This is a genomic window from Buttiauxella gaviniae (genome assembly GCF_040786275.1).
GTDB lineage: Bacteria > Pseudomonadota > Gammaproteobacteria > Enterobacterales > Enterobacteriaceae > Buttiauxella > Buttiauxella gaviniae_A.
Genome location: NZ_JBFMVT010000002.1, coordinates 2030130 through 2044499, shown reverse-complemented (window position 1 = coordinate 2044499; position 14370 = coordinate 2030130). Strand labels below are relative to the sequence as shown.

The window sequence follows — 14370 nt, the reverse complement described above, 5'->3', positions numbered from 1 at the left end:
TTTCGTCTGGCTGACGGGCCGGTTTGTAAGCCGTTGTGCCGTGTCAGTGGAGGCGCAGTATAGGGATTTTCTGGAAGCTGACAACCCCTATTTTCAATTTTTATTTCAACCGCCGATTTTTTATTCAAATTTGCTACAAACAGCTAGTTTTTCAAGCTTTGGAAAGCCATAACGCTGCAAAACGGGCGCTAATTGAGCAATCTCAGGAGTGAACCCCATACAGAAGGCAATATTCTCATCAGCAGATAAGGCATCAGGAGATTCGTGCTCTAACAGCCATACTGTACGTCGGGCAATCGCAGCACCTGAATCAATCAACCGGGTGCCTTCCGGCAGCACTTGTAACAACTCTTCTTCTAATAGGGGGAAATGGGTGCAACCTAATACAACTGTATCTGGCGGCTCTTTCATTCGCAGCCATGGACGAAGGATCTTACGCAGTTCTTCAAGGTCAACAGGTTTACCTTGTAACTTTGCTTCTGCTAATACCACCAACTCTGCGGAGCCGAGCATTTCGATTTTGCATTCTGATGCAAAGCGCGCGACCAATTCGTGAGTATAAGGGCGGCGCACCGTACCGCGTGTCGCAAGCAAACCCACCACGCCATTAGTCGTCAGGCGCGCGGCTGGCTTAATTGCAGGAACTACGCCGACAACAGGGAAAGCGAATTTTTCACGGAGTGCGGGAAGCGAAACTGTACTTGCCGTATTACAGGCGATAATGGCAAGTGCAAGCGGATATCGTTCCTGAACCGCAGTAACAATTTCTACTACTCGTTCAACAATGAACGCTTCGCTTTTCTCGCCATAGGGAAACGCTACGTTATCGAAGGCATAGATGTAGTGCAGGTCAGGCAATAGCTGCCGGACTTCATCATACACAGAAAGCCCACCGACACCGGAATCAAAGACCAGCACGGTGGGACGTGTATTAGAAGGTATAGCTGCCAGTGAGGTAGTATTCCCGTCCTGGAGTTTGATAGCCATAAACCGTCTCGTAATCTTTATCGAACAGATTGGCGATTCTACCACGAACGGTGAGGTGTGAGGTGACCGGATAAGATGCAGCGATATCAACTGTGCTGTAACTCGGCAAAATTTGCTGAGTGTTGTTATAAGCAGAGGTGTTGTTGTCGTAGCGCTTCCCGTAGTACTGCCACGCCACATCCATATTCACATTAAACATGGTCCAGTCGAGCTGGTACTTTGCTTGACGTTTAGCACGACGAGCCAATACTTCACCATTCTGGTCATCACGTGGATCCAAATACTGCAACGTGACTTTGTGAGTAAAGATGCCGGTATCTATACTACCCGTCCACTCAAGCCCTTTGATGGTTGCGGATTTTATATTGTCGTAGGCTCCATCATAAGTCACAGGATCAGAGTAGTACGTAATCAGATTATCAATCTTGTAGCGATAAGCGGACAAACGCCAGTCCAGCGGACCCGTTAACCCTTCAAGCCCAGCTTCCCAATGTTTAGATTCTTCTGGTTTCAGATTTGGATTAGAGTCGATACCAAAACGCGTTGATCCAAACTGCTGCCCAAGCGATGGCGCAAGGAACCCTGTACCGTAGGAAACGGTAGCGCGATAACCTTCAATAAACTCCCAACCAGCAGCCGTCTGCCAGGTACCGTGCCAACCAAATTGCTCATCATTATCTTCACGGCCAGACGCTTCTAATGTTACATCGCCAAACTGCTGCTGACCGCTCAGGTAGACGCCAGTGTTGTCACGGTGATAGCTATCAGACAGCGTGGTGTCGGAAGACGTCAGACGCTGCTGTTGCCAGTCAACACCTGCGCTGATCGAACCATTCCCTACAACAAAGTTGTTGCCCCATTGGATATTGCGCTGGGTCATATTGTCGAGGGTTGTGCCATCGTTATAGCGTCCATACTCGCTGCTATAGTTGTAGTCCTTCACTTTTTGATAGCTCGCCAATAATTGCGACGAATAGATGCCGGAATGGAAACGCATGCCAGCATCGTAATTCTGGTTATAGAGCTGGTGCTCATCTGCGCTGTACGCTGGGGTATACGGCGGCGCACCTAAATCGTAGTCACTATTGTTGGTGTAACCGTAGGTACGGAAGAAACCATCAAACTCTTCGTTAAATTTGTGCTCAAGGCCTGCCCAATAGCTCTTACTGCGGTAACCATCGCGATCATTATCACGGCTATAAGTAGAATGTGGCTGAACATTGAAACCTTTGGTCGTTTCGTACGCCCCAGAAACTGTCGCTATCGTATCGTCAAAACGCTGGCGCACGGTACCGTCATACTGCTGGTAACTATTCGAACCAACGCCCGCATTGATCTGCGATTTTTCTTCATCGGTCTGAGTAATAATGTTAACCACGCCACCAATCGCACCAGAACCATAAACGGCTGAACGAGGGCCGCGAATGTATTCCACTCGCTGTACTAAAGAGATAGGGATTTGGTTAATGTCTGAGGAGTTAGAAATACCAGGACGTGCCAGCGGAACGCCATCCACCAGCACTAATACATGGCTGGCACTCGTTCCACGGACAAACATAGAGGACGTCTGCCCCAAACCACCATACTGTGAAATGTCTACCCCAGGCAGGCGACGCATCACATCGTTAAGTGATTTTGCCTGCCACTGGTCGATCTCTTCCCGGGTAACAACATCCGCAGGAGCCAAAACAGTATTCACCGGTTGCTGAAAACGGTTCGCCGTTACCACCAAAGTTTCGTCAGAATTGCTGTCTTGCGCCCAGCCTGAAAAAGCCGTTACGGACAACGCCGTAAGCAGCGAAAGTTTTTTTAACTTCATTTATATAAGCATCCGCTTTCCAATAAGGATGCCGCAGACATAACCGATAGCACGCGATAGTTATGCAGATTGCGACGTATACCGGTAGGTCTTCGGGCTTGGAGGTGTTTTTTGGATGATGACTTCCCACTTTATTAAGCAGTGTCTGCCCAAGGCGCTCATCCCACTCTTCCTTACCGCTGCGCGTCAGCCCCAGAATTGCACTGGGTTCCCTTTTAACTTATGTAAAAAGACCGGAAACGCCATGCTACGATCTTGTTAATAAGTTTGTCTAGAAACATCAAAATGCAACAGCACTGGACATCACGCACCTATTCCCTACAATCGCCGCGTTGTTTGACTTTATTAACAGGTAGCAGCCTATGACACCCGAACATCTCCCGATTGAACAATACGACGCGCAACTGGCCGAAAAAGTCGCCCGCTTGCAAAGCATGATGGCCCCTTTTGCCGCGCCTGCGCCGGAGGTGTTCCGTTCACCCGTCAGTCATTACCGGATGCGTGCTGAATTCCGTATCTGGCATGATGAAGACGACCTGTACCACATCATGTTTGAAAGCCAGACCAAACAACGTATTCGAGTTAACAGCTTCCCGGCTGCCAGCGCGCTGATTAATGCGCTCATGCCTGCCATGCTCGACGGCGTGCGTGATATTCCTGCCCTGCGCCATAAACTCTTCCAGATTGATTATCTGACGACGATGAGTAACCAGGCGGTCGTTTCTTTGCTGTATCACCGCAAATTAGATGAAGAGTGGCAGCAGCACGCCACGGCGCTGCGCGACAATTTGCGTGCGCAAGGTTTCAACGTGCATTTGATTGGCCGTGCGACCAAAACCAAAATCGAACTGGATCAGGATTTCATCGATGAGCGTTTACCTGTCGCCGGTAAAGAGATGATTTATCGCCAGGTTGAGAACAGCTTTACCCAGCCTAATGCCGCGATGAACATTCATATGCTGGAATGGGCGTTGGATGCGACGAAAGATTCCAGCGGAGATTTGCTGGAGCTGTACTGCGGAAACGGGAATTTCTCTTTGGCGCTGGCACGTAACTTTAATCGCGTACTGGCAACTGAGATCGCCAAACCATCGGTAGCGGCTGCGCAATACAATATCGCGGCGAACGAAATCGAAAACGTGCAAATTATTCGTATGGCGGCAGAAGAGTTTACTCAGGCGATGAATGGCGTGCGAGAGTTTAACCGCCTGAAAGGTATCGACCTGAAAAGCTACCAGTGCGAAACCATTTTTGTCGATCCACCGCGCAGCGGCCTGGATGCTGACACCGTGAAGATGGTGCAGGCCTATCCGCGGATTCTTTATATTTCTTGTAACCCACAAACTCTTTGCGAAAATCTCGAAGTGTTGAGCGAAACTCATCATGTTTCGCGTCTGGCGCTCTTCGACCAGTTCCCGTATACGCATCATATGGAATGCGGCGTGTGGCTGACACGCAAATAGACAGCAAAACGGACGCCGAGGCGTCCGTTTTTTTGGTTCAGAACGTTATTCCGTAACCTGCGTTTTACGGGCGCGAATCTTAAATCCAATCCAGAATAACAATGCAACCGAAAGCACCGATGGCAGGAAATTAGAACCAATGACCGGGTATTCAGCGCGTACAACCGCGCTATACAGCAAAACACCCAACACAAAACACGCAGCGGCGAGACTTGGTAGGCCAACCGGCATCGTACGGTTTTGATACCGCTGATGCAGACAGTACACCGTCAGCACCAACGTAATAATGGGGAAAATAGAAAACGGTACAACTGAGCTAAAAATCGCGGCAAATGTCCCGTTAATTGCGAGGCCTGCAATAAACGCCAACCCGAGCGTACCTCTGTCTTGTAACTGTTTCATTGCTCTTCCTTCACTCACTCTTCGGATAATTGAGCTAATGCCATTTTTTCTTGCTCCCGGCGATACCAGTAATACGCACCTTTTGAAATCATGCGTAACTGAAGCACCAGGCGCTCTTCAAGCTGACGACGCTGATCGGCATCAACGTCCAGCGCTTCGGCACCAGCGCTAAACACAATCGTAACCATGGCTTCCGCCTGCGCTTCAGTGAAACTGCGCGGCATGCGATTTTCGAGTTCCAGATAGTCAGCAAGTTCCGCAATAAAGTGCTGAATTTCGCGCGCGACAGCGGCACGAAATGCGGCAGACGTTCCGGAACGCTCACGCAGCAGCAAGCGAAACGCGTTGGGATTATTGCCGATAAATTCCATAAATGTTGAGACAGAAGTACGGATTACGCTCCCGCCTTTAGCAATTCGCTGGCGAGCCTGGCGCATTAGCTGGCGTAGCATCAGGCCGCTCTCATCGACCATTGTCAGCCCGAGTTCATCAACGTCCCGGAAATGGCGATAAAACGATGTAGGCGCAATACCAGCCTCACGGGCGACCTCGCGCAAACTCAGGCTGGCGAAACTCCGTTCAGCACTTAACTGACTAAACGCCGCTTCTACCAGAGAACGCCTGGTTCTCTCTTTTTGTTGCGCTCTTACACCCATCATGTTGCCTGAATCTCTTAAATCGAACTCGCACTATACCAGAGAATAACTTAACTGGTTTTATACCGGATTGTGAATGATTGTTTACGCGACGTTCCTCGCGTTACGCAGCAAAAAGCACAGGGATAATTGGGTTATCACGCGGTTAATGTTACCATCATGTTGCTTTTATGTATAAGAACAGGTAAGCCTTACCATGTCACACACCTACGATTATGACGCAGTAGTAATTGGTTCCGGTCCTGGCGGCGAAGGTGCCGCAATGGGGCTGGTGAAACTTGGAGCAAGGGTAGCCGTTGTTGAGCGCTACCATAACGTGGGTGGCGGTTGTACTCACTGGGGAACCATCCCCTCTAAAGCCCTCCGCCACGCCGTCAGCCGCATTATCGAATTTAATCAAAACCCGTTATACAGCGACCACACCCATCTTCTCCGTTCTTCCTTCGCCGACATTCTAAATCATGCCGATAGCGTCATTAACCAACAAACTCGCATGCGCCAGAGCTTCTATGAGCGCAACCGCTGTGAGATGTTGCAGGGCGATGCGCGTTTTGTAGACGAGCATACGATTTCGCTGGAATGCCACGATGGTTCAGTGGAAATGATCACCGCCGAGAAATTCCTGATTGCCTGCGGCTCAAGGCCTTATCGCCCGCCGGAAGTCGATTTCTCTCATCCGCGCGTCTACGACAGCGATTCCATTCTTAACCTGCACCATGAACCACGCCACGTCATTATTTATGGCGCTGGGGTAATTGGTTGTGAATATGCATCGATTTTCCGCGGCATGAACGTCAAAGTGGATTTGATTAACACTCGCGATCGCCTGCTGGCATTCCTCGATCAGGAGATGTCCGACTCACTCTCTTACCACTTCTGGAATAGCGGCGTTGTTATTCGTCACAACGAAGAGTTTGAGAAAATCGAAGGCGTGGAAGATGGCGTTATCGTCTCGCTTAAATCTGGCAAAAAAGTAAAAGCTGACTGCCTGCTTTATGCAAACGGACGTACCGGGAATACCGATTCTTTATCGCTGGAAAATGTCGGGCTGGAAGCCGATGGCCGAGGTCTTTTAAAGGTCAACAGCATGTACCAGACCGCGCAGCCGCATATTTATGCCGTCGGTGATGTGATTGGTTACCCAAGCCTTGCCTCTGCAGCTTACGATCAGGGTCGAATCGCCGCGCAAGCGATGGTGAAAGGCGAAGCGACTGCCCATCTGATTGAAGATATTCCCACGGGGATTTATACCATTCCGGAAATCAGTTCCGTGGGGAAAACCGAGCAGCAGTTAACGTCGATGAAAGTGCCGTACGAAGTGGGTCGGGCGCAGTTTAAACATCTGGCGCGGGCGCAAATCGTTGGGATGAATGTGGGAACGCTAAAAATTCTCTTCCATCGTGAGACGAAAGAGATTTTAGGTATTCACTGCTTTGGTGAGCGCGCAGCCGAAATTATTCATATCGGCCAAGCGATTATGGAGCAGAAAGGTGGTGGTAACACCATTGAGTATTTTGTTAACACCACCTTCAACTACCCGACGATGGCGGAAGCCTATCGGGTCGCAGCACTAAACGGTTTAAACCGCTTGTTTTAACGCTGGCTCAAAATGGCCATCCATATGCGTGCGGATGGCCTCACCAAGCTGCTCGTAGCGCCCACGCAATGGGGAACCTGGACGATAAACCAGGCCGATAGTCCGACGCGGTTCTGGTTTATAACATGGCAGATAAACTACACCGTCGCGCTCACGCTCGTTCGGTACTGCCAGCGCCGGTAACAACGTAATTCCGCTTCCCGCAGCGACCATGTTACGCAACGTTTCAAGGCTGGTTGCGCGAAAATGCGTATCTTCTTCTGCACCCGCTTCAAAACAGAAACCCAGCGCCTGATCGCGCAGACAGTGCCCATCTTCCAGCATCAGCAGCTTTTCACCCGCCAGATCTGACAGCGGAACGCGGTCGCGATTCGCCCACGGATGATCCTGATAAATCGCCAGTTTCATCGGCTCATCAAACAGCGGTACTTCAATAAAAGCTTCGCTTTCTTTCACTAACGCCAGAATTGCACAGTCGAGCTTCCCGCTATCAAGCTGCGCTAACAGCTGATGGGTTTGCGCTTCATGCAGATACATTTCCAGTTTTGGAAAGGTTTTGTGCAGCATCGGGATAATTTGCGGCAGCAGGTAAGGCCCCACTGTTGGGATCAGACCAATATGCAGCGGCCCGGACATCGCCTCGCCCTGCTGGCTCGCCATTTCTTTAAGCACTTTAACTTCTCGAAGCACAGTACGCGCCTGGTCCACCAGCAGCAAACCCGCCTGAGTGAACAACACTTTACGGCTGGTGCGCTCAAGCAGCATCACACCGAGTTCATCTTCAAGCTTACGAATCTGACCGCTCAGCGTTGGCTGGCTGACATGGCAGGCATCCGCTGCCCGACGAAAGTGACGATGCTCAGCCAGCGCCACCAGGTATTCTAGATCACGAATATTCATTCTCTATCCTCCGTCGCCATGATAGCCCATGGCGATAGAAATCATAGCAACGAACGACTCTACCTATCAAGAAGGAATATGCCATAATAGCCAGCCACCGCACGAACCGCCCCTTGCTGCTTCTGTTAAAGAAAAATTCTATAGAAGAAACTTTTTCTCTCGTATGACGGTCAATGAAAATTAATGTGAATACTTATAACAGCTAGTATTCATTATTTTTCTATATTTATTCCGATAAAAGTAAGAATAATTACCTCATAATATTTTTATATATATTCCAAATATAAAATTCACAGCACAATTTATTGCAGACAATTTAATTCACCTCATAAATATATATCCAAACTTATACATCAACTAAATATATACCGAATTTTATAACCCTGAAATCTATAGATAAATAAATTAGTAATTATTTGTCATTAATAACTCCCTTAATTAAAATACCGCTGACTTTATATAAACAATTAAATATCAGGACGGTATTAATATGAAAATGAACACGATATCCCGGACATTATTAGCTCTGGGAATGTTAGGCTGTGCGGCTAACGCTCTGGCACTGGAAGCATGGAGTGGGCAGGAAGGTAGCCAAATCAGGGACGTTATCTTTGACAGTAAAGTTTATTCAAATGCATGGTGGGTTGCGGCAACCGACTGCCCGCAAGCCGCAGCCCAGGATGCATCAAGCAGCCCGTGGAAATTTGTTCGAAATGCAACCCCTGCAGAAATAACACAGTACGGCAACCCAACGACCTGCGACGCAGGTAGCGTCACTCCCGTTACACATGATGCATTCAGCGCTGACAAAGATTATATCACTGACGATATCGTTGCCTGGGAAAAGGTTAATTACAAAGCCATTGGCAAAATCCCTGCACACTCCTTTACACCTGGTGCTAATAATCCATGGAAACTCTACGTCCTGACGCAAGCCTGGAACGCAACGGCAACCTACAAAAAAGGTGATGTCGTTAAAGTTAACGGTCAGTCCTATGAGGCGCTGTTCTACACCACTGGCGACGATCCGTCACTGGCGGCGAATCAAAATCCACAGGGAAATAACGGACGCCCGTGGAAACCACTGGGTGCAACGGTTGATTATACTCAGGCACAGCTTAATGCAGCTCCACAGCTCAGCACTTCCACGCTCTATGCGGCAGGTACGTTGGTGACATACAAAGGCCAGCCGTATGTCTCTCAGGCACAAGTTAAGTCTGTTTTACCGACCGATGCTAACTTATGGGCCGTTTATACCGACTGGACAGGCACCAAAGATCGCGTTGGCACACCAAAAAATCCATGGCCAGCCCATGTTTACGCGCCTTATGTTGATTTCAGCCTGAACAACATTCCAGACTTAGCCAAACTGGCGACTGAACAAAAGATTGACCACTTCACGATAGCTTTCGTGGTCGCTAAAAGCGCTGAACAATGTACCCCGACATGGGGCACATACTACAATCTGCAAGACTATACCCAATACAGCAAAATCAAAGCGCTGCGCGATCTCGGTGGCGACGTAATGGTTTCTATTGGCGGTGCAGCTAACTATCCGATGGCCGCAGCCTGTAAAAATGACGCTGACCTGCAGCAGATTTATCACGACATCGTGGAAAACCTGAATCTCAACGCGCTGGACTTCGACATCGAAGGAAACTGGGTTGCCGATCACGATTCTATCCAGCGCCGTAACCGCGCAGTGAAAGCCGTGCAGGATCAATGGAAAAAAGAAGGTCGTAGCGTCAAGATCTGGTATACCCTGCCGATTCTGCCAACGGGCTTAACGGCTGAAGGTATTTACGTTCTGGAAGACGCACATAGTAAGGGCGTAGAACTCGCTGGCGTTAACGTGATGACCATGGACTACGGTAATTCCATTTGCCAGTCAGATGGCACTGAAGGCCAGAATATTCACGGTAAATGTGCAACCTCAGCGATTGATAATCTGTTTAAACAGATCAAAACCATCTGGCCTGAGAAGTCTGACGCAGAAGTCAATGCCATGATGGGTACCACGCCAATGATCGGCTATAACGACGTTCAGGGCGAAGTCTTCTACAAGTCCGATGCCAATCTGGTTATGGAAGACGCTGTGAAGCGCGATATCGGCATGATCGGTATCTGGTCGATGGCGCGTGATCAACCAGGTGTTGCTAAGCAAGTCAGCCCTGAGCACAGTGGCATGACCGAACAGCAGATGCCGACGTATGGCTACAGTGCAATCTTTGCACCATTTACCCATGACAATTCCGGCACAGCAACCGATCTCCCTGGTGATGTGAAAGCGGTATTCGTTAGTCTGTTTAACGGTGAGAAACGCATCAACGTTAACTTTGATAGTACAAAATTAACAGGCTCAAACGCTTATAACGTAGATCTCAATGGTGAATATATATTTTCGACATCGGGAGCGCACAGCTATTACGGCTACAAATATAACTATGGCCAGCAAACTAATATTCTCGCCCCGAGCAAGCACCTTACTGCCGGAAAAGTCATTACCGTCAAACGCCTCAGCCCAAACCCAGAAGTACTGGCACAGTTGACTGTAACGGAAGATATGTTGAAGGGGAATAACCCGGTAGTAAGTGCTGGGGAAGTAAAAGCCATCACCGTTAAAAGAATCAACGGTCAACCAAATATAGCCGTTGATTTTGATAACAAAGCACTGGGTTATAAAGCGCCAAATGGCTCAGCCTATGTTGCAAAAATCATGGGTGCGCCTGAAAACGGACAATATCTCTTCAGTTGCGAAGTTGGCATCTGTTACTACACCTCAGCAAAAACAGTAACTGATACCTCTACCAACCCAGCCACTGACACCACCACAGTAAGCAGGGGTTACAACGAGCTTACCGCTGGTGAAACCATCGTTATTGAGCGTACTGCACCAAACCCTGCAACCGTAGCTAAACTTCTTGTTACTGCGGATATGCTGAAGTAATAACCCGTCTTTGATTCATAAGACTGACAAAGCGGAACCCGGCCAAGGTTCCGCTTTTACGTTATATACACCAGGCCGGTTAAACCAGACGCTGTTTTGCGTCCTGAATTGCTAGCGCAACCTGCTTCGGTGACACACCACCTTTGGCGGCACGCTTATCGAGGCAAGATTGCAGCGACAAAATCGCATAAACATCATCACCAATCACCGGGCTGAATTTCTGCAGATCCGTAAGTGACAACGCTTCCAGCGCTTTGCCCTGGCGAATCGCTTCTACCACCGCCTCACCCACGATATGGTGCGCTTCGCGGAACGGCACGCCTTTCGCAACCAGATAATCCGCAAGTTCAGTCGCGTTGGCATAACCCTGCTCGGCCGCTTCTTTACAGCGCGGACGCTTCACCTGAATGCCATCCAGCACCAGCACCGACATATGCAGGCAATCAAGCCAGGTGTCGAGCGCGTCGAACAGCCCTTCTTTGTCTTCCTGCATGTCTTTGTTGTAAGCGAGCGGCAGCCCTTTCAGGGTCATCATCATGCCCGTTAAAGCGCCCTGCACACGGCCACATTTACCACGAATAAGCTCCAGCGCATCCGGGTTTTTCTTCTGTGGCATCAGCGAAGAGCCAGAGGTCACGCGGTCAGACAGCTCAACAAATCCGGCTTCACCGGTGTTGAAGAAAATCAGGTCTTCAGCAAAGCGCGACAGGTGAACCATGCCGATAGACGCATCAGAAAGCAGCTCCAGCACGTGGTCACGATCGGATACGCTGTCCAGGCTGTTACGCGTTGCAGACGCAAAACCTAACCAGCCAGCCAGTTGCTCACGGTCGATTTCGTATGCTGTACCCGCTAATGCGCCGCTGCCCAGGGGGCTAACGTCGAGGCGTTCCAGCGTGCTCTGCAAGCGGCTTTCGTCACGCGCCAGCATCTCAACATACGCCAGGCACCAGTGCGCAAATGTCACCGGCTGGGCACGCTGCAAGTGCGTGTAGCCCGGCATTACAGCATCCTGGTTATTTTCAGCGGTTTCAATCAGCGCGTGTTGCAGTTGGCGAGTCGCCCCCAGCAGTTCGCTGATTTGCATTTTGCACCACAGTTTTAGGTCAGTAGCGACCTGATCGTTACGGCTCCGGCCAGTGTGGAGTTTTTTGCCCAACGCACCGACTTTATCGATGAGTTTGCCTTCCACCCAGCTATGAATATCTTCCGCGTCGCTCTCAATAATCGCCTGCGGATTAGCTTGTACTTCTTCAAGCAGGAAATTCAGCGCCTGCTCAAGTTCCTGCTGTTCAGCAACGGTCAGAACACCAACGGTAACCAGCGCTTTGGACCAGGCGACAGACCCCACAATGTCTTGTTCAGCCAGTCGGTAGTCAAAGCGTAGTGAGTCGTTAAACGATTTGAACCGCTGGTCTGCTGCCTGAGTAAAACGTCCACCCCAAAGTGCCATAATGATGCTCCATTAATTAAATGATTCGACTACCGTCAGGCATTATCGTCGTAGGCAGTTTGAACCCGGGCAGTGCTCGGGTTCAAAATGACAAGTAAGATAGCCTGATTATTTCTTCAATTCGTTCAAAGCACGAATACGTGATGACAACGAGAACAGACGAATAAAGCCGCCCGCGTGGCTGTGGTCATACACTTCGTCTTCGCCGAAGGTGGCGAACTCTTCGTTGTACAGGCTGTTTGGTGATTTCTTCTGCTGCGCCGTCACCTGGCCTTTATAAAGCTCAAGCACAACTTCGCCGTTCACTTCTTCTGCCAGTGATTCTGCGGACGCCTGCAGAGATTTACGCAGCGGGGCGAACCAACGTCCATCGTAAACCACGTAGGACATTTCCAGGCCCAGTTGTTCACGCCATTTGAAGCTATCGCGATCCAGAACCAACTGCTCAACGCCACGGAGTGCGGCCATCATGATAGTGCCGCCAGGGGTTTCGTAGCAGCCACGGGACTTAATCCCGACGAGACGGTTTTCGACGATATCAATACGACCGATCCCGTGTTTAGAACCAATCTTGTTCAGCGTTTCCAGGCACTGGAACGGCGTCATGGCTTCACCGTTAACCGCAACAACTTTGCCTTGTTTCACGGTAACAGTGACTTGCTCTGCCTGATCTGGCGCTTCTTTCGGATCAACAGTCCAGACCCAGCAATCTTTGTTCGGTGCATTCCACGGGCTTTCCAGCACACCGCCTTCGGTAGAGATGTGCCAGGCGTTTTCGTCACGGCTGTAGATTTTCTCAAGCGAAGCGGTAGTTGGGATATCACGCTCTTTCAGGTAATCCAGCAGCGCTTCGCGGGAACGCAGATCCCACTCACGCCATGGCGCAACCACTTTCAGATGCGGAGCCAGCGCGGCCCAGGCAGATTCGAAACGCACCTGGTCGTTACCTTTACCGGTCGCACCATGGCACAGCGCATCTGCACCGACTTTATTTGCTACATCCACCAGCGCTTTTGCGATAAGCGGACGAGCCATAGAAGTACCCAGCAGATAGCTGCCTTCGTACAGTGCGCCGGTCTGCAATACCGGGTAAACGTAATCACTGATGAACTCTTCACGCGCATCCACGACATAGCACTCCGTTGCGCCAGAGCGCAGTGCTTTCTGCTCAACGCCTTTCAGGTCTTCGCGATCCTGGCCAATATCCACAACACACGCGACCACTTCACAGCCGCCGTAGTTTTCTTTCAGCCATGGAATGATGGCAGAAGTATCAAGGCCGCCAGAGTAGGCGAGAACGATTTTTTTGATGCCGTGATTTTGCATTGTCTTATCCTTCAAAAACTTATTTTTAAACTAGGCCAGAATACGGGTGCCAATGGCTACACCGTTAAACAAAGAAGGTAATTGCTCCGCGTGACGCCAGGACGCGATGTCCACCGGGCGACCCAGCGTGCGGGCTGCATCCAGCGCCGCGTTGACTTTAACAATCATGCCGTCGGTAATAATGCCCTGAGCGATTAACTGCTCGGCTTTTGCCGCCGTCATTTCTGCAATACGTTGGCCTTTGCCATCCAGAATGCCGCTGACGTCTGACAACAAAATCAAATCCGCGCCAAGCGTGGCGGCAAGCGCCGTCGCCGCCTGATCGGCATTCACATTCATTAACTCACCTTCGGCGGTCATGCCAATAGAGCTAACAACTGGCAGGAAACCGGAATCCAACAGCGTGGTAATCAGCTTAGCTGAACCGGGTTTTGCGAGACCCACATGACCCAATTCTTCATCCAGTTTGGTGACCGTCACACTGTCGCCATCGCCAAGGCAAAGACCCACACCATTGATGCCATGTTTTTTCGCCCAAGCCAACAGGGTTTTGTTCGCTGTGCCCGCCAGCGCGCCGGTAATAATGTCGATCTGGTCAGCAGGCGTGACGCGGAGGCCATTTTTCTTTTGCACGGGCAGGGAGAGCTTTTTCATTAGCTCATCCACCAGGCAGCCACCACCGTGAACAATCACCAGCGGGCGTTGATGGGACTGACGATAGTTCACCAGCGCGGTAAACAGACGCTCCAGCGCTTCTTCGCTATCCAGTAGTACGCCACCCAATTTGATAATTAATGGATTCATCATTTCACCCGGATAT

11 protein-coding genes and 1 riboswitch are annotated in these 14370 nt (G+C 50.1%); of the genes, 3 read left to right on the top strand and 8 right to left on the bottom strand.

The features are described from left to right. Positions 1-120: 120 nt before the first annotated feature. Positions 121-987 (bottom strand): glutamate racemase, encoded by an 867-nt coding sequence (gene murI / locus AB1E22_RS10140; RefSeq protein ID WP_367595220.1) that lies wholly within the window; start codon positions 985-987, stop codon positions 121-123. Beyond that, positions 932-2806 (bottom strand): TonB-dependent vitamin B12 receptor BtuB, encoded by a 1875-nt coding sequence (btuB, locus tag AB1E22_RS10135; protein WP_367595219.1) that lies wholly within the window; start codon positions 2804-2806, stop codon positions 932-934. The genes murI and btuB overlap by 56 nt, the downstream gene beginning before the upstream one ends. A gap of 66 nt (positions 2807-2872) precedes the next feature. Then, positions 2873-3059: riboswitch (cobalamin riboswitch) on the bottom strand. Between the two features lie 109 nt (positions 3060-3168). Here btuB and trmA point away from each other — a divergent pair. Further along, positions 3169-4269 carry a tRNA (uridine(54)-C5)-methyltransferase TrmA gene (gene trmA / locus AB1E22_RS10130; protein WP_367595218.1) on the top strand — a complete coding sequence of 367 codons (1101 nt, stop codon included), beginning with the start codon at positions 3169-3171 and terminating at the stop codon, positions 4267-4269. A gap of 45 nt (positions 4270-4314) precedes the next feature. Here trmA and AB1E22_RS10125 read toward each other — a convergent pair whose 3' ends face one another. Further along, positions 4315-4671, bottom strand: a complete 357-nt coding sequence (locus AB1E22_RS10125) for a YijD family membrane protein (RefSeq protein ID WP_367595217.1) — start codon at positions 4669-4671, stop codon at positions 4315-4317. Between the two features lie 14 nt (positions 4672-4685). After that, on the bottom strand, positions 4686-5327 hold the full coding sequence (gene fabR, locus AB1E22_RS10120; protein WP_139881287.1) for an HTH-type transcriptional repressor FabR: 642 nt from the start codon (positions 5325-5327) through the stop codon (positions 4686-4688). A 196-nt stretch (positions 5328-5523) separates the two neighbouring features. Here fabR and sthA point away from each other — a divergent pair, with 196 nt between their 5' ends. Further along, positions 5524-6924: a Si-specific NAD(P)(+) transhydrogenase gene (sthA, locus tag AB1E22_RS10115; protein WP_367595216.1), complete on the top strand. Its 1401-nt coding sequence runs from the start codon at positions 5524-5526 to the stop codon at positions 6922-6924. On the opposite strand, the gene oxyR is transcribed toward sthA, so the two are convergent. Next, entirely contained in the window at positions 6907-7824 is a 918-nt protein-coding gene (gene oxyR / locus AB1E22_RS10110; RefSeq protein ID WP_367595215.1) for a DNA-binding transcriptional regulator OxyR, read from the bottom strand. The genes sthA and oxyR overlap by 18 nt on opposite strands. 490 nt (positions 7825-8314) lie before the next feature. Between oxyR and AB1E22_RS10105 the strand changes: the two genes are divergently transcribed. After that, entirely contained in the window at positions 8315-10771 is a 2457-nt protein-coding gene (locus AB1E22_RS10105) for a carbohydrate-binding protein (RefSeq protein WP_367595214.1), read from the top strand. A 79-nt stretch (positions 10772-10850) separates the two neighbouring features. Here the strand turns inward: AB1E22_RS10105 and argH are convergent, their stop codons facing one another. The 3 genes from argH to argB all read right to left on the bottom strand — a co-directional run bounded on the left by argH (position 10851) and on the right by argB (position 14357). Next, complete coding sequence (gene argH, locus AB1E22_RS10100; RefSeq protein ID WP_367595213.1) at positions 10851-12224, bottom strand: argininosuccinate lyase; 1374 nt, start codon at positions 12222-12224, stop codon at positions 10851-10853. Positions 12225-12332: 108 nt separating this feature from the next. Next, the gene (locus AB1E22_RS10095; RefSeq protein ID WP_367595212.1) at positions 12333-13550 is read right to left on the bottom strand and encodes an argininosuccinate synthase; all 1218 of its coding nucleotides are present in this window, start codon (positions 13548-13550) and stop codon (positions 12333-12335) included. Between the two features lie 30 nt (positions 13551-13580). Next, positions 13581-14357, bottom strand: coding sequence for an acetylglutamate kinase (gene argB / locus AB1E22_RS10090; protein WP_367595211.1), 777 nt, complete (start codon positions 14355-14357; stop codon positions 13581-13583). Positions 14358-14370 lie beyond the last annotated feature (13 nt).